This window comes from Streptomyces venezuelae (genome assembly GCF_008642315.1).
Lineage (GTDB): Bacteria > Actinomycetota > Actinomycetes > Streptomycetales > Streptomycetaceae > Streptomyces > Streptomyces venezuelae_D.
The window spans coordinates 4,658,762-4,681,249 of record NZ_CP029192.1; the positions used below are offsets into that span (position 1 = coordinate 4,658,762).

Annotated in this window: 29 protein-coding genes; 19 read left to right on the plus strand and 10 right to left on the minus strand. The window is 71.1% G+C overall.

What is annotated here, in order from left to right:
- Nucleotides 1-83: 83 nt before the first annotated feature.
- A complete protein-coding gene (locus tag DEJ48_RS20255; protein WP_150221276.1) occupies nt 84-647 on the minus strand; it encodes a hypothetical protein in 564 nt (187 codons plus the stop codon).
- A gap of 246 nt (nt 648-893) precedes the next feature.
- Entirely contained in the window at nt 894-1,064 is a 171-nt protein-coding gene (locus tag DEJ48_RS20260; protein WP_223832114.1) for a hypothetical protein, read from the minus strand.
- 100 nt (nt 1,065-1,164) lie between these two features.
- On the opposite strand from DEJ48_RS20260, the gene upp reads away from it, so the two are divergent.
- A complete protein-coding gene (upp, locus tag DEJ48_RS20265; RefSeq protein ID WP_150184984.1) occupies nt 1,165-1,800 on the plus strand; it encodes a uracil phosphoribosyltransferase in 636 nt (211 codons plus the stop codon).
- 13 nt (nt 1,801-1,813) lie between these two features.
- Here upp and DEJ48_RS20270 read toward each other — a convergent pair whose 3' ends face one another.
- Complete coding sequence (locus DEJ48_RS20270; RefSeq protein WP_223832115.1) at nt 1,814-2,476, minus strand: LytR C-terminal domain-containing protein; 663 nt, start codon at nt 2,474-2,476, stop codon at nt 1,814-1,816.
- Nucleotides 2,477-2,624: 148 nt separating this feature from the next.
- The gene (locus tag DEJ48_RS20275) at nt 2,625-2,921 is read right to left on the minus strand and encodes a type II toxin-antitoxin system VapB family antitoxin (RefSeq protein WP_003955420.1); all 297 of its coding nucleotides are present in this window, start codon (nt 2,919-2,921) and stop codon (nt 2,625-2,627) included.
- 318 nt (nt 2,922-3,239) lie between these two features.
- On the opposite strand from DEJ48_RS20275, the gene DEJ48_RS20280 reads away from it, so the two are divergent.
- On the plus strand, nt 3,240-4,784 hold the full coding sequence (locus DEJ48_RS20280; RefSeq protein ID WP_223832116.1) for a helicase HerA-like domain-containing protein: 1,545 nt from the start codon (nt 3,240-3,242) through the stop codon (nt 4,782-4,784).
- 296 nt (nt 4,785-5,080) lie between these two features.
- Here the strand turns inward: DEJ48_RS20280 and DEJ48_RS20285 are convergent, their stop codons facing one another.
- On the minus strand, nt 5,081-5,428 hold the full coding sequence (locus DEJ48_RS20285) for a hypothetical protein (RefSeq protein WP_150217548.1): 348 nt from the start codon (nt 5,426-5,428) through the stop codon (nt 5,081-5,083).
- Nucleotides 5,429-5,968: 540 nt separating this feature from the next.
- On the opposite strand from DEJ48_RS20285, the gene DEJ48_RS20290 reads away from it, so the two are divergent.
- The 3 genes from DEJ48_RS20290 to DEJ48_RS20300 all read left to right on the plus strand — a co-directional run bounded on the left by DEJ48_RS20290 (nt 5,969) and on the right by DEJ48_RS20300 (nt 8,949).
- The gene (locus DEJ48_RS20290) at nt 5,969-6,562 is read left to right on the plus strand and encodes an HhH-GPD-type base excision DNA repair protein (RefSeq protein WP_150217549.1); all 594 of its coding nucleotides are present in this window, start codon (nt 5,969-5,971) and stop codon (nt 6,560-6,562) included.
- A gap of 152 nt (nt 6,563-6,714) precedes the next feature.
- Complete coding sequence (locus tag DEJ48_RS20295; RefSeq protein WP_150217550.1) at nt 6,715-8,316, plus strand: ABC-F family ATP-binding cassette domain-containing protein; 1,602 nt, start codon at nt 6,715-6,717, stop codon at nt 8,314-8,316.
- 72 nt (nt 8,317-8,388) lie between these two features.
- Entirely contained in the window at nt 8,389-8,949 is a 561-nt protein-coding gene (locus tag DEJ48_RS20300) for a GNAT family N-acetyltransferase (RefSeq protein ID WP_150217551.1), read from the plus strand.
- Nucleotides 8,950-9,010: 61 nt separating this feature from the next.
- Here DEJ48_RS20300 and DEJ48_RS20305 read toward each other — a convergent pair whose 3' ends face one another.
- The 4 genes from DEJ48_RS20305 to DEJ48_RS20320 form a co-directional block, all read right to left on the minus strand.
- Nucleotides 9,011-9,778 (minus strand): ankyrin repeat domain-containing protein, encoded by a 768-nt coding sequence (locus DEJ48_RS20305; protein WP_223832117.1) that lies wholly within the window; start codon nt 9,776-9,778, stop codon nt 9,011-9,013.
- Nucleotides 9,768-10,553: a hypothetical protein gene (locus DEJ48_RS20310; RefSeq protein WP_150217553.1), complete on the minus strand. Its 786-nt coding sequence runs from the start codon at nt 10,551-10,553 to the stop codon at nt 9,768-9,770. The genes DEJ48_RS20305 and DEJ48_RS20310 overlap by 11 nt, the downstream gene beginning before the upstream one ends.
- Nucleotides 10,554-10,614: 61 nt before the next feature.
- Complete coding sequence (locus DEJ48_RS20315; RefSeq protein ID WP_150217554.1) at nt 10,615-11,130, minus strand: hypothetical protein; 516 nt, start codon at nt 11,128-11,130, stop codon at nt 10,615-10,617.
- Nucleotides 11,131-11,195: 65 nt separating this feature from the next.
- Entirely contained in the window at nt 11,196-11,552 is a 357-nt protein-coding gene (locus DEJ48_RS20320; protein WP_223832496.1) for a transcriptional regulator, read from the minus strand.
- Nucleotides 11,553-11,960: 408 nt separating this feature from the next.
- Between DEJ48_RS20320 and DEJ48_RS20325 the strand changes: the two genes are divergently transcribed.
- From DEJ48_RS20325 to DEJ48_RS20355, 7 genes are all read left to right on the plus strand, one after another.
- Nucleotides 11,961-12,323: a WhiB family transcriptional regulator gene (locus tag DEJ48_RS20325; RefSeq protein WP_223832118.1), complete on the plus strand. Its 363-nt coding sequence runs from the start codon at nt 11,961-11,963 to the stop codon at nt 12,321-12,323.
- A complete protein-coding gene (locus tag DEJ48_RS20330) occupies nt 12,323-12,874 on the plus strand; it encodes a hypothetical protein (protein WP_150217557.1) in 552 nt (183 codons plus the stop codon). Before DEJ48_RS20325 ends, DEJ48_RS20330 begins: the two co-directional genes overlap by 1 nt.
- Nucleotides 12,871-13,062, plus strand: coding sequence for a helix-turn-helix domain-containing protein (locus DEJ48_RS20335; protein ID WP_150217558.1), 192 nt, complete (start codon nt 12,871-12,873; stop codon nt 13,060-13,062). Before DEJ48_RS20330 ends, DEJ48_RS20335 begins: the two co-directional genes overlap by 4 nt.
- A 225-nt stretch (nt 13,063-13,287) precedes the next feature.
- Nucleotides 13,288-13,689: a hypothetical protein gene (locus DEJ48_RS20340; protein ID WP_411757469.1), complete on the plus strand. Its 402-nt coding sequence runs from the start codon at nt 13,288-13,290 to the stop codon at nt 13,687-13,689.
- A 95-nt stretch (nt 13,690-13,784) separates the two neighbouring features.
- Nucleotides 13,785-14,393 carry a phage tail protein gene (locus DEJ48_RS20345; protein ID WP_150217560.1) on the plus strand — a complete coding sequence of 203 codons (609 nt, stop codon included), beginning with the start codon at nt 13,785-13,787 and terminating at the stop codon, nt 14,391-14,393.
- Nucleotides 14,394-14,528: 135 nt separating this feature from the next.
- Nucleotides 14,529-14,819 (plus strand): hypothetical protein, encoded by a 291-nt coding sequence (locus tag DEJ48_RS20350; protein WP_150184971.1) that lies wholly within the window; start codon nt 14,529-14,531, stop codon nt 14,817-14,819.
- Nucleotides 14,820-14,866: 47 nt separating this feature from the next.
- Nucleotides 14,867-15,226, plus strand: a complete 360-nt coding sequence (locus DEJ48_RS20355) for a hypothetical protein (RefSeq protein WP_150217561.1) — start codon at nt 14,867-14,869, stop codon at nt 15,224-15,226.
- A gap of 18 nt (nt 15,227-15,244) precedes the next feature.
- Here DEJ48_RS20355 and DEJ48_RS20360 read toward each other — a convergent pair whose 3' ends face one another.
- Entirely contained in the window at nt 15,245-15,823 is a 579-nt protein-coding gene (locus tag DEJ48_RS20360; protein ID WP_150217562.1) for a hypothetical protein, read from the minus strand.
- A gap of 27 nt (nt 15,824-15,850) precedes the next feature.
- Here DEJ48_RS20360 and DEJ48_RS20365 point away from each other — a divergent pair, with 27 nt between their 5' ends.
- Genes DEJ48_RS20365 through DEJ48_RS20390 form a run of 7 tightly spaced genes read left to right on the plus strand, consistent with a single transcriptional unit; the run spans nt 15,851 to nt 22,483 of the window.
- Complete coding sequence (locus tag DEJ48_RS20365; protein ID WP_150217563.1) at nt 15,851-16,405, plus strand: hypothetical protein; 555 nt, start codon at nt 15,851-15,853, stop codon at nt 16,403-16,405.
- Between the two features lie 41 nt (nt 16,406-16,446).
- On the plus strand, nt 16,447-17,559 hold the full coding sequence (locus DEJ48_RS20370) for a hypothetical protein (RefSeq protein ID WP_150217564.1): 1,113 nt from the start codon (nt 16,447-16,449) through the stop codon (nt 17,557-17,559).
- Nucleotides 17,560-17,604: 45 nt separating this feature from the next.
- Nucleotides 17,605-18,423, plus strand: coding sequence for a hypothetical protein (locus tag DEJ48_RS20375; RefSeq protein ID WP_150217565.1), 819 nt, complete (start codon nt 17,605-17,607; stop codon nt 18,421-18,423).
- Nucleotides 18,410-20,785, plus strand: coding sequence for a hypothetical protein (locus tag DEJ48_RS20380; protein WP_150217566.1), 2,376 nt, complete (start codon nt 18,410-18,412; stop codon nt 20,783-20,785). Before DEJ48_RS20375 ends, DEJ48_RS20380 begins: the two co-directional genes overlap by 14 nt.
- On the plus strand, nt 20,782-20,916 hold the full coding sequence (locus DEJ48_RS40785; RefSeq protein ID WP_263399446.1) for a hypothetical protein: 135 nt from the start codon (nt 20,782-20,784) through the stop codon (nt 20,914-20,916). Before DEJ48_RS20380 ends, DEJ48_RS40785 begins: the two co-directional genes overlap by 4 nt.
- Nucleotides 20,917-20,954: 38 nt before the next feature.
- Entirely contained in the window at nt 20,955-21,590 is a 636-nt protein-coding gene (locus tag DEJ48_RS20385) for a hypothetical protein (protein ID WP_150217567.1), read from the plus strand.
- 29 nt (nt 21,591-21,619) lie between these two features.
- Nucleotides 21,620-22,483, plus strand: coding sequence for a peptidoglycan-binding protein (locus tag DEJ48_RS20390; RefSeq protein ID WP_150217568.1), 864 nt, complete (start codon nt 21,620-21,622; stop codon nt 22,481-22,483).
- Nucleotides 22,484-22,488: the final 5 nt, after the last annotated feature.

Consider the following 22,488-nt stretch of genomic DNA (forward strand, 5'->3'; position numbering starts at 1 on the left):
GCCCGCCAGCGGTCGCGTACGGGGTCGGGTTCGGGATCGGGTTCGGGTTCGGTCAGGTTGATCGGGTCGGTCACACGGGGAACCTAACGGACGGTCTCCAGCACCTCCGCCGCTCCGAGGATGTCGGCGATCTCGCTGAGCGCGTCGCCGCTCTCCAGGCCGAGCAGATCCTTCTCGGGCACGCCGAGGTCGGCGAGGATCCCCGAGTCGCCGAGCGGCCCGGCGGGCACACCCGACGCACCGGCGTCGTCGTCGGATTCCGGGTCTCCGGCGGCGTCGGCGTCCGACGCCTCCGGTTCGCCGTCCTCCGTGCCGTCGAGGTCCAGGGCGTCCAGGTCGTCCGCCCCGTCGTCGTCGGGGGTCCGGCCGAGCATCTCGTCGGTGAGCAGGATCTCGCCGTACGAGCTGCGGGCGGCCGCGGCCGCGTCGGACACGTAGATACGAGGGTCCTCCTCACCGTCGACGCGGACGACGCCGAACCACGCGTCTTCCTGTTCGATGAAGACGAGCACCGTGTCGTCGTCGTAATCGGCCGTGGCTTCACGGGCCAGGTCGGCCAGATCCGACAGGGTCTCCACATCGTCGAGCTCCGTGTCGCTCGCTTCCCACCCGTCTTCGGTGCGCGCGAGCAGTGCGGCGAAGTACACCGTGACTCTCCCACTGGTCATAGGCAGTGCCGGTTGGCGGTTTGGGGTCCCCCCGGCGAGGTCGGGGAGCGGGGAGTGCGGTACGAACCCCCGCCCATTCGGAATCGTGGCAGAAACGGCGCCGTCAGGAGAGGTCTTCCGGCCGCTGTGTTCCGCGTCGCGTTTTTCCGTGGCCCTCGCGGGGCCGCCGCCGGGTGGGTGGCAGACGGGCGGCAGGCGGGTGGCAGGCCGTTGGCCGGCGGGTCGCTACCAGCGGAACGTGCGCATGCGCATCTGCTGTCGCATGCGTGCCGCCCGGGCGCGGCGCGGCTTCACCCGGTCGCGGAGCTCGATGGCCTCGGTGCGTTCGCGCAGAAACTGGGCGCGCCGACGGCGGCGCTCGGTGTCGGTCTCGTCTTCCGGACTGTGCTCCGTCATGGGCCACACCACCTCAGTTCGTACGTCTCCACCTTCCCTCGGATGGCGGTGTTGATGCCAGCGAGAGGCGTGGGGCCCGAGCCCGGTTACTGTTGATGTCATGCGGATCCACGTCGTCGACCACCCGCTGGTGGCGCACAAACTCACCACGCTGCGCGACAAGCGCACCGACTCCCCGACCTTCCGGCGCCTCGCCGACGAGCTGGTCACCCTGCTCGCGTACGAGGCCACCCGGGACGTGCGCACCGAGCAGGTCGACATCGAGACCCCCGTGACGAAGACGACGGGCGTGAAGCTGTCGTACCCGCGTCCGCTGGTGGTCCCGATCCTGCGTGCCGGGCTCGGCATGCTCGACGGCATGGTGCGGCTGCTCCCGACCGCCGAGGTGGGCTTCCTCGGCATGATCCGCAACGAGGAGACCCTGGAGGCCTCCACGTACGCGACGCGCATGCCGGAGGACCTCTCCGGGCGTCAGGTGTACGTCCTGGACCCGATGCTCGCCACGGGCGGCACGCTCGTCGCGGCGATCCAGGAGCTCATCAAGCGCGGCGCCGACGACGTCACCGCCGTGGTGCTGCTCGCCGCCCCCGAGGGCGTCGAGGTCATGGAGCGCGAGCTGGCCGGGACGCCGGTGACGGTCGTGACGGCCTCGGTCGACGAGCGGCTGAACGAGCAGGGGTACATCGTGCCGGGCCTCGGCGACGCGGGCGACCGCATGTACGGGACCGCGGAGTAGTCGGCCGTACGTCTCAGCAGTTCTTGTCGGACGCGGAGGGCGTCGGCTCGGGCTTGGCCAGTGCGGCCAGGGCCTTGTCGGCGTCCTCTTTCCTTGCCAGGTTCTTGAACTTGGTGCCGATGACCAGGTCGACCTCGCCGCTCTTGCGGGCGTCGGACCGGTGCTCGGCGCCGGCGAGCTGCGTGCCGAGCACGGGGATCGCCGTGTCGGCGGCCGACTCGGCGCCGAGGAGCAGCCCGGTGCCCTTGACCTTCTTGTCGTACGCCTTCGTCGCGTTGCCGACCTCGCCGATGGTGAAGCCGCGTTTCTTGAGCTCGTCCGCGGTGTTCTTGGCGAGGCCGCCGCGGGGCGTGGCGTTGAAGACGTTGACGGTGATCTGCTTCGGCGTGGGCAGCGGTTTCTGCCGGTGCTTCTGTGCCGTGGCCGGCAGGTGGGTGGCGTCCGCCTTCTTGTGGTCGCAGTCCCCGGCGGCGCGGGCCGCGGCCGACGCCTTGCTGCCGCCCGTGAACACGTCGATGAGCTGCAGCGTGCCCCAGCCGATCAGGCCGACGGCCGCGGCGGACGCGATGACCGCGAGCACGATCCTGCGGCGACCGCTGGGGCGGCGCATCCGTGGATATTTGTCCCCCGTGATGCGGTACTTGCCGCCCATGCCGGGGGGAGTGAGCATGCTCATGGGCGCAGCGTAGTGCGACGGGGCGGCGGTGCCTACTAAATGATCATTACTTGAGGCCCAGTACAACCCGAAAGGGCCAATGCGGGCGGCGCGGGCCTCTCGGCGGGTGCCCTCGCGGCTGTCGGTCGGCCGAGGTCGCGGCTGTCGGTCAGCCGAGTTCGAGCACGCGCGCGTGGAGCACCTGGCGCTGCTGGAGCGCGGCGCGGACCGCGCGGTGCAGGCCGTCCTCGAGGTAGAGATCGCCCTGCCACTTCACGACGTGCGCGAAGAGGTCGCCGTAGAAGGTCGAGTCCTCGGCGAGGAGGGTCTCCAGATCCAGCTGGCCCTTGGTGGTGACGAGCTGATCGAGGCGGACCGGGCGCGGCGCGACGTCCGCCCACTGCCGGGTGCTTTCCCGGCCGTGGTCGGGGTACGGCCGGCCGTTTCCGATGCGCTTGAAGATCACACGGAAAGCCTACCGGGCAAGGCTCTCCGGGCGCAGCCATGGAGACGGAGTGCGAGCCTGGGAAATGACGCCTTAAATCGGGTCAAACCGGGAACACGTCAGCCGGGAACAGGGGACGAAGTGAGCGAGAGCCAGTCGATTCCGTCCACGCCGGGCCGTGCGAACCGCCCGAACGAGTCTGTGCCGGGTGTGGGGGTGACGGGCGGAGGCGAGGGTTCCGGGGACGGTGGTGCGGGTGGTTCGGGCGGTGCGGGTGGTTCGAGTGGCGCGGGTGGTGCGGGTGGTGCGGGTGGATCGGGCGGTGTGAAGGGTGCGGGGGTGGGGCGTGCGCTGCCGGCGGAGGCCGCGGAGATCGCCGCCGGGTACGCCTTCGCCGGGCCCGCTCTGGAACTCGGTGCGCTGCTGTGGGGCGGCGAGTGCCTCGCCGACGCGCAGATCCGCATCCCGCTGCCCATGCTCAACCGCCACGGGCTGGTGGCGGGCGCGACCGGCACGGGCAAGACCAAGACCCTGCAGCTGATCGCCGAGCAACTCGCCGCGCAGGGCGTCCCCGTGTTCCTCGCGGACATCAAGGGCGACGTCTCGGGGATCTCCGCACCCGGCGAGGCGGGCGACAAGGTCGCCGAGCGGGCCAGGGACGTCGGGCAGGAGTGGGAGGCCACGGGGTTCCCCAGCGAGTTCTACGCGCTCGGGGGCATCGGTACGGGGATCCCCGTACGGGCCACGATCACCAGCTTCGGCCCCGTCCTGCTCTCCAAGGTGCTGCAGCTCAACCAGACCCAGGAGCAGTCGCTCGGCCTGATCTTCCACTACGCCGACCAGAAGGGCCTGGAACTCTTCGACCTGAAGGACCTCCGCGCGGTGGTCACCTTCCTCACGTCCGACGAGGGCAAGCCGGAGCTCAAGGGCATCGGCGGCCTGTCGACCGTGACGGCCGGGGTCATCCTGCGGGCGCTCACCGCCTTCGAGGCGCAGGGCATGGGCGACTTCTTCGGAGAGCCCGAGTTCGACACGAGCGAGTTCCTGCGGCTCGCGCCGGACGGGCGTGGCCTCGTGTCCGTCCTCGAGCTCGCCGACGTCCAGGACAAGCCGCAGCTCTTCTCGACGTTCCTGATGTGGCTGCTGGCCGACCTCTACAACGACCTGCCCGAGGTGGGCGATGTGGAGAAGCCGAAGCTGGTCTTCTTCTTCGACGAGGCCCACCTGCTCTTCAACGGCGCGTCCAAGGCGTTCCTCCAGGCGATCACGCAGACAGTGCGGCTGATCCGCTCGAAGGGTGTCGGTGTCTTCTTCGTGACGCAGACACCGAAGGACGTGCCCGCGGACGTGCTCGGACAGCTCGGCAACCGCGTGCAGCACGCCCTGCGGGCGTTCACTCCCGACGACCAGAAGGCGCTGAAGGCGACGGTACGGACGTTCCCCGACTCGGCGTACGACCTCGAGGAGATCCTCACCGGGATCGGTACGGGTGAGGCGGTGGTGACCGTACTCAGCGAGAAGGGCGCGCCCACGCCGGTCGCGGCGACCCGGCTGCGGGCTCCCGAGTCGCTGATGGGGCCCGTGGAGGCGGGGGTGCTGGAGGGGGCGGTGCGGGCGTCGGTGCTGTATTCGCGGTACGCGGAGGCGGTTGACCGGGAGTCGGCGTACGAGAAGTTGAGTGCGCGGGAGGCGGAGCGGGTGGAGGCGGAGGCGGCGGCCTCTCAAGAGAAGGCCGGTTCGGGTCCGGGGCCGCGGGGCGGGGGGTCCGTGGTGGAGCAGGTGGTGGGGAGCGGGATGTTCAAGTCGCTGTTGCGGTCCATGGGGACGCAGATCGGGCGGGAGATCTCGCGGTCCGTGTTCGGGACGGCTCGGCGCCGGCGCTAGGGCTGGCGGGGCGCCTTGAGCGGTGGGGCCTGGGGTCTGGGGCTTGAGGCCTGGGCGTGCGCCGAGCCGTCGTGGGCGGACTAGGTCGGTCAGCCCTTCTCGCCGCCGTCTGTGGGCGGCTGACCGGCGCGGTCGTGCTGAGGGTCTTCAGCGTCGTGCTCGGGCGGCGCTTCGGGGGGCGTTGCGCGTACCGCTTCTGCGCGGAGCAGGGCTTGCAGGGCCGCGTAGGGGTCCATCGGCATGAGGTCGTCCTTTTGCGTTGTGCTTGCTGGTGAGGGGGTGGGGGTGGGTGACCCTCAGCAGCGCAGGACGACCGAGCGGGGGGTGGGGACGTGGGGGAGGAGCAGGCGGGGTGGGGTGGGTGTGGCGCGGAGTGGAGTGGAGGACGCGGGGGTGACGGGGCGGCGTGGGGTGGGGAGGTGGTTGGCGCGACGGGTGGGGATGCGGAGGCGTAGCGCGGTTTCCGTGAGGTCGTGCTGGATCTCGCCGCCGCCGGTTTCCGTGGAGAGGGCGGCGGGGGGCGGTGTGGCGGGGGTGGCGAGGCCGGCATCCGGGGCGAGGGTGACCAGGAGGACGGCGAGGAGGGTGAGCAGCGCCCTGGGCCACGGGGCGTGGTGGCGTGACGTGGCGGGCGGAACGCTCATCTAGGGCATGTCCCCGCACGAACCCCGAATGGATCGCCAGGGCCTTGGATGCCGCCCTCTTGGGCTAGAGGTGGGGGCGTGTTGCTCGGTTGTGGGTGCGTTTTCGGGCGGGGGCGCCTTGGGGTGGGTTCGCATGCTGCCCGTCTGTGGGTGCGGGGCCGCGGGGGTATGTCCGTACTCGCCATCCCTGCGCCGCGTGGAATGTTTCCGGCCGCCTCGGTTGGCTCGGTGCTGCGTGCGCACATACCCCCACGTCCCCTCCCGCTTCGTGCGCGGCTGCGGCCCGGCGGGGGCGGGCCGCAGCCGCGCCCCGGTGGGGGCAGAACCCGCCCGCCCCCGCCCCTACTCCCGCAGGGCGTTGCGGGGCAAACGGGTGGGTGGGCGGGGAGCATCCGCCGCGGAGCGGCGGTGTCGGTGCTCCTGCCCGGAATGGGCGTTGCGGGGTGAACGGTCGGGGCTTCTGGCCGGGCTGGACGGTGCGGGGTGAACGGGTGGGAGCCCCGTGTCGCGGGGGGACCGGAGGCGGGGGAGCATGGGGGTATGGAGATGCGCCTTGCGCAGGAACCCCGCGCTGACGCGCTGCTGTCGCGCAGCCCCCTCGCCGCCCTCGTGGGCATGCTCCTGGACCAGCAGGTCCCCATGGAGTGGGCGTTCGCGGGCCCGTACACGATCGCCACCCGCCTGGGCGCGGACGACCTGGACGCCCACGAGATCGCCGCGTACGACCCCGAGGAATTCGCCGCCATGCTGTCGGCCAAGCCGGCGGTCCACCGTTACCCCGGTTCGATGGCGAAGCGGATCCAGCAGCTCTGCCAGTACCTGGTCGAGCACTACGACGGGGACCCGACGAAGCTCTGGGGAGACGTCGACTCCGGGACGGAGCTGCGCAAGCGCCTCCACGAGCTGCCCGGCTTCGGCGAGCAGAAGGCCAAGATCTTCCTCGCCCTGCTGGGCAAGCAGATGGGCGTCACGCCCAAGGGCTGGCGCGAGGCGGCCGGCGACTACGGCGCCCCCAAGGCGTACCGCTCCGTCGCGGACATCACAGGACCGGACTCCCTCCACAAGGTCCGTGCGCACAAGCAGGAGTTGAAGGCCGAGGCGAAGGCTGCCGCCGCCGCGGCGAAACGGAAGTAGGCGGGGAGGGGGCCGCGCTCCGTGGAAATGGCGTGCGGGGGCGTTCGTGGGCGCGTTAGCCTCGGGGGCATGTCTACGCCTCGCATTTCCTAGCCAGGACACACGCTTCCACGCCACCCGTGTGTCCATTCGCTATTGCGGAGCGTTACCCCATGATCACCGTTCGAGGTGTCGACGTGCGCGTCGGTGCCCGCCTTCTGCTGTCCGACGTCTCCTTCCACATCGCCCCCGGCGACCGCGTCGGCCTGGTCGGGCGCAACGGCGCCGGCAAGACCACTCTCATGAAGATCCTCGCGGGGCAGGCCGCCCCGGCCGACGGCACCGTCTCCCGTACCGGCTCCGTCGGGCATCTCGCCCAGGACCCGCGCGCCGCCGACCCCGCCGTCACCGTCACCGACCGCATCCTGTCCGCGCGCGGCCTGGACGAGGCCGTGGCGGCGCTGCGTGCCGCCGAGGCCGCCATGGCCGCGGCCGCGGGGCCCGCCGCGCAGGAGCGGGCCATGGCGGCCTACTCCCGTGCGGACGACCGCTTCCAGGAGTACGGCGGCTACGCCGCGGAGGCCGAGGCCGCCCGGGTCGCCGCCGGACTCGGGCTCCCCGAGCGGGCGATGGGCCGGCCCGTCGGCGAGCTGTCGGGCGGCCAGCGCCGCCGCGTCGAGCTCGCGCGGATCCTGTTCGCGCACCACGACACCGTGCTCCTCGACGAGCCGACCAACCACCTGGACGCCGACTCGGTCGCCTGGCTGCGCACCTACCTGGCCGGGTATCCGGGCGGTGTCGTGCTGATCAGCCATGACACGGGGCTCCTCGCCGACACCGTCAACCGTGTCCTGAACGTGGACGCGTTGCGCGCCACCGTCGACGTTCACAACACCGGCTGGCACACCTACCTCGCCCAGCGCGCGGCCGACGAGCGGCGGCGTACCCGCGAGCGCGCCAACGCCGAGCGCAAGGCCGCCTCACTGCGCGCACAGGCCGACAAGATGCGCTCGCACGTGGCCACCGCCACCGCGGCGAAGAACATGGACCGGCGTGCCGAGCGCATGCTCGCCGGTACGGAGCCGGGGCGGCGGAGCGAGAAGGTCGCGCGCATCCGGCTGCCCGAGCCCGCGCCGTGCGGCCGGATGCCGCTGGGCGCCGTGGCGTTGGTCAAGGGGTACGGATCCCATCGCGTGCTGGGTGGGGTCGACCTGGCCGTCGACCGGGGGAGTCGGGTCGTCGTCCTCGGACTCAACGGCGCCGGGAAGACGACGTTGCTCCGGCTGCTCGCCGGGCGTGAACTGCCCGACTCGGGGCGGGTGGTGGCCGGGGCCGGGCTGCGGCTCGGGTACTTCGCGCAGGAGCACGACACGTTGGACGGTACGAGGACGGTCCGGGAGAACCTCGCGGGCGCCGCCCCGCATCTGACGGACGGCGAGGTGCGGCGCGTGCTGGGGTCCTTCCTGTTCGGCGGGGACGACGCGGACAAGCCCGCTGCGGTCCTGTCGGGCGGCGAGAAGACACGGCTCGCGCTGGCCGGGCTCGTCCACTCGGGCGCGAACGTCCTGCTCCTCGACGAGCCCACCAACAACCTCGATCCGGCGTCCAGGGACGAGGTGCTCGGCGCGGTGGGGACGTACCCCGGAGCCATCGTGATGGTCACGCACGACGAGGGCGCGATCGACGCCCTGCGCCCGGACCGGGTGCTGCTGCTCCCGGACGGGGACGAGGACATGTGGAGCTCCGAGTACCGGGAGTTGGTCGCGCTCGCCTGACGATGTTGTTGTCGAAGTGTCTAGTTGGGCGTGCGGCCCGTACGCGGCCGACCGCTGTGATTCGATGCTCCGATGAGACGAGACCGTGCCGCCGACGCGGCAGACGGGCACCCCGTCCTCCGGTTGCGGGAACGTTCCGGCCAGCGTGATCTGGAGGCCTGCGTCGGTGTGCTCGCGGCCGTGCACAAGGCCGACGGATACCCGGTCAACTGGCCCGAGCAGCCCGGGGCTTGGATCGAGGGCACCGACGCCATCGGTGCGTGGGTGGCCGAGCTCGACGGGCGTGTCGTCGGCCATGTGGGGCTGTCCAGGCCCGGGGCGGGGGACGAGGCGCCGGGGCTGTGGTGCGAGGAGGCGGCGACGGTGCCGGAGGCGGTGGCCGTGATGAGCCGCCTGTACGTCGCGCCGGATGCCCGGGGCCACGGGATCGGAGCCCTGCTGATGGGCAGGGCCACGCGGGAGGCGCGGGGGCGCGGCCTGCATCCGGTCCTCGACGTGGTGTCCTCGGACCGGTCGGCGACCGCGCTCTACGAACGCATGGGGTGGCAGCTGCTGGGCGTGGCCGAGCAGGAGTGGGAGCCGGGGCAGAGAGTCGTTCTGCACTGTTACGCGGCTCCCCGGCCCCAGCCGTAGGCTCCGCCGGGCCGTGCGCGCGGGTGCGTCGGCCGGCTGCTCCTGACCCCCGTCGTGCGCGTCACACGTCGCGCCGGTGCCTCGCCCCTTCCGCGCGCAGCCACTCCGCTACGTCGTCGGCTCCCGCCTCGACCGCGATGTCCAGCGGCGTCATGTCGTCGTACCCGATCCAGTCGAGGTCGGCGCCCTGTGCGGCGAGGTAGCGCGCGGTCGCCAGGTGTCCGCCGTGGCACGCTCCCCAGAACGCGCTGGTGATGTCGGCGGCGGTGGCGGCGGAGTGGGTGGCGTCGTCGGTGGTGGCGTCGGTGTCCTGCGGGCCGGCCTCGACACAGGACGTGACCCGGTCGAGGAGGCCCAGCGTCGCCGCGTCCTGCAACGTCGTCCGCGCCCCGAGTTCGAGCAGTCGGCGCGCCGCCCGCCACTGTCCGAAGCCGCGCGCGTCGGCCAGCGGAGTGCCGCCCCCGATGACCGCCCCGTCCGCCTCGATGTCCGCGCCCGCCGCGACCAGCGCGTCCACCGCCGCCACGTCGTCGTTGCTCGCGGCCCAGTGCAGGGGCGTTTCGCGGTGGGCGCCGACGAACCGGGCGTCGGGGTCTGCACCTGCCGCGACCAGCACCGCGATGGTCTCGGGCCCGGCGGGGAAGTGGCCGGGCCAGTCCGTGGCGAGGTGGAGCAGGCTGCGCGTGCCCGCCGCTTCGCCGTGCCGCTCGACGCCCGCGGCGGCGAGTCCGGCGTGCGCGTCGAGCAGCTCGCGCAGCGTCGCGACGTCACCACTCCGGATCGCACCCGTCACCGCCACGGCCAGCGGATCACCGGCATCAAGAACCACCCCGCCCGAGCTCCCGGCCCCGTCCGGCCTCCCGGCCATGCCCGACCTCCCGATCGACTGCCTTCGATACTGGCAGCGGGCACTGACAACGGGCGACTTCGCGCCGCCCGCCGCCCCGCCCGCCGCCCGGCCCGCCGCCCCGCCTGTGCAGTACGACGCCGAGGATCAGCGCCACGGTCACCGCGACCAGGTGTTCCCTGCCCGCCAGGTTCGGCTCGGCGATCGATCCGGACACCGTCGGTACGACCGCGGCGAGGAAGAGCAGCGGGGACCGCAGTGCCACGGACGTATAGGCGAAGAGGCCCACGATCGCCGCCGAGGCCCCGGTGTCGACCGTGTGCGCCGTCTCCGCGGGGAGGCCGAGCCGGTCGGGGCCGAGGGCGATCATCACGCGCGCGCCCAGGGTCCCGGCGAGGGTGACGGCGTACGCCACCACCAGCGTCCGTACGCGTCCGAAGAGCAGCTCGGCGAGGGCGAACGCCAGGAACAGGCGGGGCAGGCCGCCCCACGCCGACAGGTCCACCGCGGGCACGAACACGGAGACGGGCGTGCGGAGCAGGGACAGCCAGACCGGCTGGTCGGCCCGTACCTCGCTGAGCACGCGCACCACGCCCGCACCGGCAGCCGTCTGCTGGAACTCGTGCAGGCCGATCACGGCGACGCAGGCGACGACGGCCAGCGAGACGCCCAGGGGTCCGCGCTCCCGGAGCCTGCGGCACGGGTCCACGACGACGTTCCGCCACTCATGGAGCACGGCCCGCGCTATTCGTGACACCAGCTGTCCATTCTCTTCCCGCCTGCTCGCCCGGACGGGCGAAAGCGGAGGATACGTGATCCTATGCGTCGGGTCCGGTGCGCTTCGGACCGTCCTCCCGGCGCCTGCGCGGCCGGTGCGCCATCAAATCCCGCGTCCCGCGGGCCTCGTCCGTGCCCACGATCGGGAGCGGGTGCGTGCCCCGCGGCGCGTCCGACGGGAACCGGAGCAGCCTCCCGGACGAGGCGGGCGCCGACCCCATGGACCGCGGCTCCTCGTCCGCGTGACCGGCATGACCGGCCGGCGAACCGGCTCCGGGGCCGTCGTCGGCCGTACGCGCGTGTTCCGAGGCGCGGGCGTGTTCCGCCCAGCCCTCCTGGAACCAGCGCAGCTGGCTCTGCTGCGCCTCCTCCTCGGTGAGGATCCGGACGCCGTCGACCCCGGCCTCCTGGATCTTGGAGCCGAGCTCGATCAGCAGCCCGCCGACGAGGTAGGCCAGCTCTTCCGACGCCCTCGTCCCGCTCTCGGCGTCATGGCGCCCCGTACCGCCGCGACGCCGTGCACCCCCGGACGGCCCCTCCGCTTCGTCAGTCGGCATGTTCGCACTCCCTCTGCGCCCCCGGGCTGCGTAAGTCGGCCGTGAGTCGGCCCCCAGCTGTTCGACTACTCGACCTGCGGCAGGAACGCCTTCGTGACCCTCACGAAAACCTCCTGCAGTTCTGGGGGCACCCCCATTCTCCGGGCCGCTTCCTCGGGGCTCAGCAGTCGGGGGGCCTCGGGTTCCCCGCCGCGCGCCGCCATGATCGGCAGATCGTTCTCGGACAGTCGGCCGGAGCGGATCAGCATGTCCCGCAGGGGGACGCCGAGCACCGCGGCGAGGCGCCGCATCGTTTCCAGGTCCGGCATGCTCTGCCGCTGGATGAGGCGGCTGACCGCGGCCCGGTGCACGCCCGCGTCGTCCGCCAGTTTCGACTTGCCGCCGCCGCGCGGACTGTCGATGTCGTAACCGCGCTCGCGCATCACGCCCTCGATCCACTCGGCGAACTCCTCCAGTTCGTCCGCTCGGTTCCGGCCACCCTCACGGCCGTGTTCGTGATCGCTCCCGGGTCGGTACCCCTGGTCGCTGCGGGCGCTGGCCCGCGGGCTGGACACCATGTCGTCGCTCTCCCCTCGTCGCAGAGCGAGCGTACCGATCGCGCGCGCACCGAAATATGTGCGCGCTCGCACGTTGTTGTGAAGATCCGACGCAGGCAGGCGCGAGAGGGTGCCTGTCCGGGGTTGTCGCAGCGTCTGTTTCCGGCCACTCCTGCCTCCTTGCCCTGCCTTTCACCCTTCCGTTTTTAGTTGCGCATGCGCACGTAGCGTGGAACTCTGATCACGCATCGACGTCTTCGAACTAATGTTCGCATACCTGCGGAGGGGATGCGCATGCCCAATCGGACAGTTCTGCTCGCACCTGCTCTGAACAGCGCGTTCGCTGACATACGAGTCTCCGGCCCCGACCGGGACGAGGCTCTCGACTGGCGCAGGGACGCCGCCTGCGCGGATCTCCCCCAGCAATACGTCTTCACTCGAACCCCTGCCGAGGCCGCGCCGGTATTGCGCGCCTGCAATCAGTGTCCGATCCGCCGTGAGTGCGAAGCCATCGTCGACCCGTCGCACACGTGGTTCGACGGGGTCAGCGGGGGACGTCTCTGGCGCAACGGCCGCGAGGTCAAGCCGCGCAAGCCGAAGTCGAGGCCGGAGCCGAAGCCGAAGCCGAAGTCGAACGAGAACCTGGGGAGGCCGTGATGAGCACGAGCACCGCGGTCGACCGCGCCGCGCTCTGGATCGATTCGCTGCGCCGCCGGTACCCCTTGCTCCTGGAGGAGCTGGCGCCCGGCACGGGGCGGACGTTCCGCGAGGTGCGGGGCGGCGGCCCCACCGCGTCCACCGTCGCGCCCGTACGCCTCTACGTCTCCGACGCACTCCGCGACATCGGCGACGGGGTGGTCGAACTGGAGGAAGCGGTACGGGACCGGCTCGGCCTGCGCCGCATCTCCTCCGCCCCCGTGCCGGTCCGCCTGCGCCGCCTCGCCGAACTCCTCGACGTACTGCGGGACAAGGACATGCCCGACCTCGCCGCCCACGTCGAGGAGGAGTCCCGCCGCATGGCGAACCGCTGTGCCCGCGCCCTCGGGGACCCTGAGCAGCTCGTGCGGCTGCCCGGCCGCTGCCCGGCCTGCGACTCCGTGTCGCTGCGCGCCTTTCCCGAACGCGGGGTCGCGATGTGCGTGAACCCGCCCTGCCGGCACGTGCTCGACGACGGCGTGCTCGACGAGGAGACGGGGGACGCGGCATGAACACACCGCTCATCTCCGGTGACCTCGCCGCCACCGAGGCCGACGTCTCGCCCGCGACCATCCGCAAGTGGGTCCAGCTCGGCCACCTGAAGGCCGCGGGGCGGCAGGGGCGGCGGTCGATGTACCGGCTGGAGGACGTGTTCGCCGCGGAGCGGTGTGTGCGGCGGGCAGGAGGAGCGAAGGCGTAGCGACAGCTGCAGGCGTACGTGGGGAAGGGTCCCGCACCGGTTGGTGCGGGACCCTTCGTACGTTCCCGGACCGCCCAACACCGGCCCCGCAGAGTTCAGTTGCGGGATCAGGACCCCTGGATCACACTTGGAGCAGCGGCAGAGCTGCGCCCCGCACCGGGGCGGCGGACCTGCCGCTTTGTGTTGCCCAGACTCATTTCCCTTCTCATGACAGGGAGTGTCCATGTGTCCATCCTGACCTTCCCCGACGCGGAACGGCTCGTCGTCGACTTCCTCAAGAACCGGGCGGAGCTCGCCGGTTCGGTCGTCGACAACAAGCCGCCCGCCGGGTTCGACGGCACCCAGAAGGCCGTCCTCGTCTCCCGCGTCGGCGGCGCGTGGGTCGACGACCGGCATCTCGACCAGCCGCTGCTCGACCTTGAGGTCTACGGCCCGGACAAGACCACCGCGCACGGCATCTCCCTCGCCGCCCGTGCCTGTGTGCTCGAACTGGCCGGCACCTCGTACGGCGGGGCCGTCGTCACCGACGTCGCCGAGGCGGACGGGCCGCGCTGGCTGCCCGACTACAACCGCCCGGCGGGCAACCGGTACCTGTCGACGGTGCGGATCTCGATCCGCCCCGAGTAGCAGCACCGCACCACCTCGCAGCTTCACCCCTCAAGGCCCTGCCACCCGGCGGGGCCTTCGTCGTACTCGATCGCATCAACACCTGAGGAGTTCGCATGGCAGGCAACAACGGCAAGGAAATCCGCGTCGCCGGTACCGGACGGGTGCTCATCGCGCCGATCGGGACCGACGCGCCGGCCACCATCGCCACCGACTGGGACAAGGCGAAGTGGACGGACCTCGGTTACACCACGACCGACGGCATCAAGTTCAACAAGAAGGACAAGATCGACCCGGTCGACACCTGGCAGTCGGTGAGCCCGGCGCGGTTCATCTACTCCGACCGCGACCTCACCGTGAAGTTCCAGCTGCTCCAGCTGAACAAGGCGAACCTGGCCTTCTTCATGGGCGGTGGCGAGGTCAAGGCGGCGACCACCACGCCGGCGACGGTCGACGCGCAGGCCGACCCGGAGCTGAAGGAGTTCACGTACGACCTCGCCAACTCCCCGGCGGCGGACGAGCGCGCGCTCGGCATCGAGTTCACCGACGGCGCGGCGAAGTACCGGTTCTTCGTGCCGCGCGGTCAGGTCACCGAGACCGAGGAGATCGGTCTGACCCGGACCGGCGCGGTGAAGCTGGGCGTGACGTTCACGGCGCTGGCCAAGGACGACAACGCTCCGCTGGCGAGCTTCCGGATCAAGGAACTGTCGTCCTCGTACTCCTGAGTCGGCCGCTCGTCTGACGCTTGATTGATTGCGCAAAATCGCCGGTTGCGCTTGCGCGCGACCGCATAGGATCCCAGCGACGCCCGGCCCGCGCCCCCAGCGCGGCCGGGCGTCGCCTTGCCGAAGGAGAGACCCGTGTCCGGCTTCAACGTCAACGCCGCCCGCGCCCAGCGCCTCGAAGCGCTCGGCCGGGCGTGGACCTTCGAGCTCGACTCCGACAGCTTCGAGCTGCCGACCGAACTGACCCGCGCGACCGCGCGCAAGCTCCGTGACCTCGACGACAACGACGTGGACGGGCTGCTCGAACTCCTCCTGGGGGAGCAGCAGTACGCCCGCTTCGAGCGGCACGAGGTCACGATGCAGGACATCGCGGCGATCCTTGAGGCGTACGGCAAGGAGACCGGGCTCGGCCTGGGGGAAGGCTGAGCCTCGGCGCGTTCGTCGACGAACACGCCGAGGCTCTTGAGGCCGACCTGCTCCGCTTCTACGGCCTCGACCTCCTGGACTGGCACCGCGGCCGCCTCTCCTCCCGCCGGCTGGCGGTCCTGATCCGGCAGCTGCCGCGTGAAGGGGCGGTGGCGCGGGAGACGGAGGGGGAGGCGGCGGAGTGGTCGGTGGGGGACTATCTGCTGGCCCACGCGGTGGACCAACTGGCCCAGGCGAACTGGATGTTCGCCACGGTCAATCAGGACGAGGACGCGGATCCCTTGGACCCACCCCAGCCCATCCCGCGCCCGGACGCGGACGCTCTCCCGGACGCCGGGGTCGAGCAGCTACCCGAGCCCGCCGACCCCAAGCCGACGGCCGAGCAGCTGGCGGCCTTCTTCGTTTGAGGGGAGGTGCCGGGGGGGTCATGCCGGGCGCAGCGACATCTTCCACGGCGGCATGCTGCCCCATCCCGGCTTCCCCAAGTGAGCACTGCCAACGGCGACGAGCCCGGGGCCCGGAATGACGATTGCTCCCCGGAACTTGTCGGTGTGGGATATGAGTTCTCGCCCGCCGGACCACTGGAAGCTGTAGAACCAAACGGCTCCATGCCCTTCAAAGTCGACCTTCGCCTCGCACTCTCCCCCGTGATGGGCGTATACGCGGGAGGTGGTCCCTGTGTTCTCGGTCGCTATATCGGGCGCGGTCGACAGTTCGCCGATGGAAATGTTCCAACGTTTCGGTTTGTGGATTCCGTTGGTAATGGCGAGCCGGGAGTAGTGCGGGGGAATCACGATGTGGGCCCGCTCCGTCCCCCATCCGGAACCGCCGATGTATTCCCGACGGACCATGTTTCCCACCGCGCGTTCGCCTTCGACATCGAACGACCTCCCGAGAAGCCTGCCCCACGTCTCCGCGAGCAGTGGGCGACCAACCAGTGTGGGAGGGAGATCGAACTCAGACTTGCCGCGACCGGTAAAGAGCCCTGAAGGCGCTCCAGGCATTTAACAACCTTTCGGGAGGTAAAGGACATGAGTGATGGTTCCGTAAAGCCGATCAAAGAGAGAGTCGCAGACCTCGAGAGCCAGATCCAGGAGTTCACGACAAAGTTCGAACACGGCTGGGCCAAGGCCGAGACAGTAGGTGCCGCCGGCGCCGCGACGGGTGCCTCCGGGGCGCTCACGGGAGTCTCGGGCGAGGCAACTCTTGTTTCCACGGGCGCGAAACTGATCAACCTTGAGTGGGACTTGCTCTCACACCTCGAAAAGAAGCGCCTTGAGCGTAACGGGGAGGACCCGACATCGCTCAAGCGTGCCGGCGCAGAAGCCAAGCAAAAGGCCATAGAGGCATCCACCAAAGCCGACCGCGTGGATCAGCGTGTCACCGATGTCGCCCGCGAGCTCAACCGCAAGATCGCCCGCAAAGCCGACCTCTCCGACCTCCGGTCGACCGCCAGCCGGCACGACAGCCAGCTCGAAGGGCTCCGGAGCAGTCAGGTCAACGCACTGAACCGAGAGGCGCGCCAGGCCACGGTCACCGTCCAGGCGCTGGAGGACGAGATCGCCCGGCTCAATGCCCGCTTCTGATCCGGCGTGCAAGGAGCAGACATCCGGAGGAGTAGACAACCATGGCATTGAACAAGTCCATAAGTACCGCGGCCACCCAACTGGGCCGCATGCGCAGCGCGGCGAGCCAGGCCGCCACCCAGGTCGGCAAGTTGGGCAAGTCCACCGGCTCCGCGGCCGGGTTCGTGAACAAGCTGGGGAAGCCCACCGGTTCCGCCGCCTCCGCCGTCGGCAAGCTCGGCAAGTCCACCACGTCCGCCGCCTCCGCGGTGGGCAAGCTGCGTACGTCCGCCAACAGCAGCAGCAGCGCGGTGAAGCAGCTGCACAGCGGGCTTCGTACCGCCGACGGGTCCCTGGGGAAGGCGAAGAAGGGGTCCGACAAATTCAAGAGTTCGCTCGACAAGCTGCGGAGTTCGGCCAACAAGGCCAAGACCGCCCTGCGTGACGTGAAGCGTCAGGCCGATGCCGTCGACAAGTCCGTCGGCAAGGCCGGCAAGAACGCCGACAAGAGCGGCAAGTCCATGGGCAAGATGGGCAAGGGCCTCAAGAGCGCGAGCACCGCGCAGAAGGGGCTCAACCTCGCCATGGCGAGCAGCCCCTTCGGGCTGATCATGACGCTCGCCGCCCCGTTGATCGCCCAGTTCGTGAACATGGACAAGGTCACCGCAGCTCTCAAGCGCGGCATGAACGCCGCGTGGAAGGGCATCAAGACCGGCACCCGCGCGGCCGTCGACTTCATCAAGCCGCTGGTCAAGGGGCTGGGAAACCTGATCCTCACCCCGATCAAGGGGCTCGCCTCCGCCCTCAACGGCGTGTTCGGCGTGCTCGCCGGGATCAAGATCTCCATCCCCAGCTGGGTGCCGAAGTGGGGAGGGAAGTCGTTCGGCTTCCCGCGCCTCCACGTGCCCGTGCCCCACCTCGCCCAGGGCGGCATCGTCCAGGCCCGCAACGGCGGCACGCTCGCGCTCGTCGGCGAGGCGGGCGAACACGAGGCCGTCATCCCGCTCTCCCGGCTGGAACGGATGATCAGCAACGGCGGCGGCAACACCGTCGCCCTGCGCCGCCTCGCCGAGGCCATGGAGCGCCTCGCCGACCGTCCCGTGCACGTCGACGTCGACTCGCAGACCATCGCCCGCGCCGTGTTCGCGGGCCGGCGCGCCCTCGCCCGCAGGTAACCGCGGCCACACCGCCCGCACTTCACAACAGAACAGGAGGAGTCCATGGCCAGGAACCTGTGGATCGGAGCCCCCGGCCGGCTCCGGGAAATCCGGCAGGCGGCGAAGAGCTGGGACCGCACCGCCGAGCTCAACGTCACCGAGTTCAAGGCGCTCGAAGGGCGCGTCACCACCTTCGCGCCGACCCGCACCATCCGCCGTCTCAAGCTCTCCTTCGAGTGGCTGGAGCCCGAGGACGCCCAGCACCTCGCCCGGCTGGCCCGCCGCGTCGGCACCGGGCGCGGCCCGCTCGTCGTCCTCGACCCCGCCTCCGTCAATCTGCTCGACCCCTATCAGGCGGCCGGGCAGTCGGAGATCCCCGGCGGCTGGGACCACTGGTTCACCATGAACGGCGACATCGCGCTGGCCAGGAACGCCGACGGTGTCACGACGGTCGACTGCCGGGAAGCGGGCGCCGCCGTCGGGTGGATCCACGGGGTGTGGTCCGGCTGGCCCGTCGTGCCGGGCATGCGGGCGTCCTGGCTGCTTCCGGCCGGCTGGGACCCGGCCGTCGCCACCGCCCAGCTGGACTGGAAGGCGGCGGACGGGAAGTACCTCAGCAGCAGCCACAGCATCGGTGCCTCCGTCACCGCCGTCGTCCCCGAGGGCGCCGCCTTCGTCACGCCCGTCGCCCGGCCCGGCGCCGTCGGCCTGTTCGGGCTCGCGGGCGGCTGCCTCACCCTCGACGAGCAGCCCGCCGCGCACGCGCTCGGCGACGGCTGCCCGGCGATGGCGGTCACGGCGTACACGGATGTTCCCGCGGCCAGGCTGCCGTACCGCAACGTCAGCCTCGACCTGGTGGAGGTCCGCGATGCAGCGCTCTGACGAGGTCCTCGACCGGGCGCTGACCGCACCGGAGCGCGTGCCGGCCCACTCAACCCGCCTCGGCGGCAAGGAGGTCGGCCCGCAGGTCCAGTCGTGGAAGGTCGAGCGGGCGTACGCGACGGACCTTCCGGAGGCGATGCGCGCCGTTTCGGGCAGCGCCTCCGCCCAGTTGGAGCTGTTGCTCGGTGGTGCGGAAGGCATTCCGGCGCCGCGGCTCTACTCGGCGTGGGCGGACCGCCTCACGGGTGATCTCGTACGTCCCGGTCAGTCCGTCGTCCACACGGCGGGGGCGGGCGGTCGCACCGTGCCTGCTTTCCGCGGCACCGTGCGGTCACGCACGGCGGCCTCCGGCAGCGACACCGTCACCGTGCAGGCGCTTGACGGGGCGGAGCGGTTGCGGGGTCCTGCCTATCTGCCGCGGCCGTACCACGGCTACATGTGGGGCCGTCCCGTCGCCACCGCGACCTGGTGCGTCGACGAACTCCTGCGCCAGGGTGGCATCCACAGCTGTCCGCCGCCGCGCGCCCCGGACATCGACCCGGCCGACACGAAGCCGTTCACCGCGCTGTACGCCTCCCTGCACGGCGGCTTCAACGCGACGTACGGTCAGCCCGAGGACGTGCCGAGCCCGTCGACGTACGACTGGATCCGCGAGGGCGCGCCCTTCGAGATGGCCCTGATGCCGAAGGCCGCCGGGCTGACCGCGTCCTGGATGCCGCGCTCGCGGTTCATCCTGCCGGGCAAGGTCTTCCAGGTGGAGTGCTGGGCCAACACGGCGCTCGCGCGCGGCAACATGATCGAGATGTCGGCGGTGTTCGACCAGTCGGGGACACGCACCGGGTACCTCAAGGCCTCCTTCGACATCGCCACCGGCAAGGTGGCCATCACGTCCGGGACCAACGGTGTCGGCGTCCCGCAGGTGATCACCTGGACCATCGACACGCTGGCCTCCCTGCGGGGGGTCTGGCACCTCGGTTTCACGGTGGACACGTCCTCGGCCGGCACGGTCGTCGCCCCGACCGTGCAGCCCCGCCTCACGCAGCCCGACGGCAGAACGCGGGTGGGTGAGGTGACCACCTTCAGCAAGGAGGATTCCTGGCAGCCGGTCTCCGAGCTGCAACAGGTCAACCTGAAGACCGACATGGCGGTCGAGTGCGTCCAGGTCACCGACCGGCTGTGGGCGGACACCCCCTCCTACCCGCGGGAGGAGTGGGAGCAGCGCGGCCAGTGGACCAAGGGTGCCGTCCTCGACACCCCGGAACTGCCGCTCTACGACATTCCCAAGGTGTCCGGTTCCCAGTGGGACGCGATCACCGAGATCGCCCGGGCCAGCATGTCCACCGCCGAGTTCGACGAGCAGGGCGTGTTCCGCTGGCGCGGCCCCTCGCGGTTCACCACGGTGCCGGCCGCGCCCGACCTCACCGTCACCACGCGCCGGAGCATCTCCTCGCTCACCGTCACCGAGGAGATCGACGCCTGTCGCAACTACTGCGAGCAGCCCTACCAGGACTGGAACGGGATCAAGGCGGTCGTCGGCGAGCCGATCCTGGACACGGTGGTACGGGAGATCAAGCCGAACTCGGCGATCGTCGTGCAGTACGCCATGGCCGAGGACGACACCGAGGTCGGCCCGCCCGGCGTCCTGGACGACTCCGTGTCCGGTGAGGGGCACCAGGTGCGCTTCGGCACCGCGAAGACCGGCGGCACGTCGGTCAAGGGCGATGTCACGGTCAGCTGCTGGCGGGACGGTCCGACGTACTCCGTGCGGTTCGCCAACCACAGTGCGGCCAGCGTGTGGACGGTCACCAAGGACGGCAAGCCCTCCGTGCGACTCCAGCCGCTCAAGCGCTCGGCCGACCCGAAGCTGCGCTCGTACGCGTGGCGGAACACGACCAGCCAGAAGTACTACGGGAAGCAGCAGTACACGGCGCCCTCCGGCGACTGGGTGCAGACGGTCGACACCGCTTCCGCCCTGTCGAAGGCCATGCTCACCGCGGGCCGCTACCCCGTGCCGCTCCTCGGCGACGTCGAGGTCCTGCACGATCCGCGCATCCAGCTCGGCGACGTCGTCCGGGTGGTCGACACCGCGGGCGCCGAACTCGACACCCTGGCCTGGGTCGTGGGCATCCGCACCACGCACGCGGCCGGTGGCGCTCCGCAGCAGACCCTCACCCTGCGCGGCACCGCCTACAACGGCGTACCGGGCGATGAGGGGCTGGTCCCCGACGCCCCGGTCGACCCCGCCTACGGCAGGCAGCGGAAGTACGAACGCCTCACCGCCCAGTACGCGACGCTCGGCGACCTCACGGCGAAGGCGATCAGCTACCGGACGCTCCTGGAGACGACGGGAGACACGGCGTGAACGAGGAAGCGACGCTCACGGAGGGGTACGTACCGCCGCCCGGCCCCGTCCAGATCGACGACCCCCTGGTGGCGGCGGACGACGAGGGGACGGGGCTGAGCGACATGCTCCAGCCGCCCCTCGAAGGCTGACCCCCAACTCCCCCTGAATCCGGAGGTATCAGAAGACCATGGTCGCTCTCACCCCCCTCGGCAACCTGCCCTACCCCCAGCCCGCCGACAACGCCGACATCCCCGTCCACCTGCAGTCCCTCGCCGAGGCCGTCGACGGCCGCACCGTGCTGCGGTTCGCCGACGCCGCCGCCCGGGACGCGAAGGTGACCGACCCGATCCCGGGCATGATCGCCTGGCTCAACAACCCCGGCCGGCACTTCTACTTCACCACCGGCAAGCTGTGGGCCCCGCTCTCCCTCGGCCCGGCGCACTGGTCGAGCACCCTGAGCGGTACGACGACGTCGACCTCTTACGTCGAGACGCTCACCGGTGCCACCGAACCCTTCGCCTTCACGTTCCTTGCCCCGCCGTACGGCGTCGCGGTCCTCACGGTCGGTGCCCGCTTCAACAACAGCGCGGCCGGTCTCGCGTACTTCTCGGCCTCCGTGAAGCAGGGCACCCGGGTCGTCACCGCCGCCGCCGACTCCCGCGCGGCCGTCGTCGGCGGCACGAACCAGGTCACGGCGAGCATGCAGATCCCGATGACCGGCCTCACCCCCGGCGCCGCCTACACCGTGACCGGCGCCTACCGCACCACCGCGGGCACCCTCACCCTCAGCAACCGCTACCTCACCATCACGTCCCTGATCTGACCTGATCTGACGCACACCGGGGAGGCCTCATGGCCACGCCTCTGTCCCCCGACGCCCTCGTCCGCGCCCTGCGCGGCGAGGGCGTCCGCATGAGAGAACACGGCAACTGGAGGACGCACAACCGCAATCACAAGGGCGCCTGGGGCCCCGTGCACGGCGTCATGCTGCACCACACCGCGGGGCGTGACAGCCTCGCCCTCTGCCGACGCGGCATGACCGATCTGCCGGGGCCGCTCTGCATCGGCCTGATCAGCAAGGACGGCACGCTCCATCTGGTCGGGTACGGCCGGACCAACCACGCGGGCAACGGTTCCACCGCGGTGCTCGACGCGGTGCAGCGGTCCAAGGCGCTGCCGTCGCGGCCGGGGCCCGACGCCGTGGACGGCAACGCCCGTTTCTACGGCTTCGAGATCGAGAACCTCGGCAATGGGCGGGACCCCTTCCCTGCCGTGCAGCTCGACACGGTCGAACGTCTTTCGGCGGCGCTGTGCCGGGCGCACGGCTGGTCGGGGGCGAGCGTCATCGGCCACAAGGAGTGGACCCGGCGCAAGATCGACCCGACCTTCTCCATGCCGGTGATGCGGGGGCGGGTCGCGAAGCGGCTCGGCTCCGACGCACCGGGCGGCGAAGGGGGCGACGGACCCGCGTACGCGCCGTTCCCCGGGGCCGCGTTCTTCGCCGTCGGCCGTCACAGCGCGCTGTTCACGTCCGTCGGGCGGCGGCTCGTCAAGGAAGGGTGCGGGCGGTACGAGGTCGGGCCCGGGCCCGTCTGGACCGAGGCCGACCGCGCCTCGTACGCCGTCTGGCAGCACAAGCTCGGCTACCGCGGCGCCGACGCCGACGGGATACCGGGCCGCACGAGCTGGGACCGCCTGCGCGTGCCGCGGGCGTGAGCCCC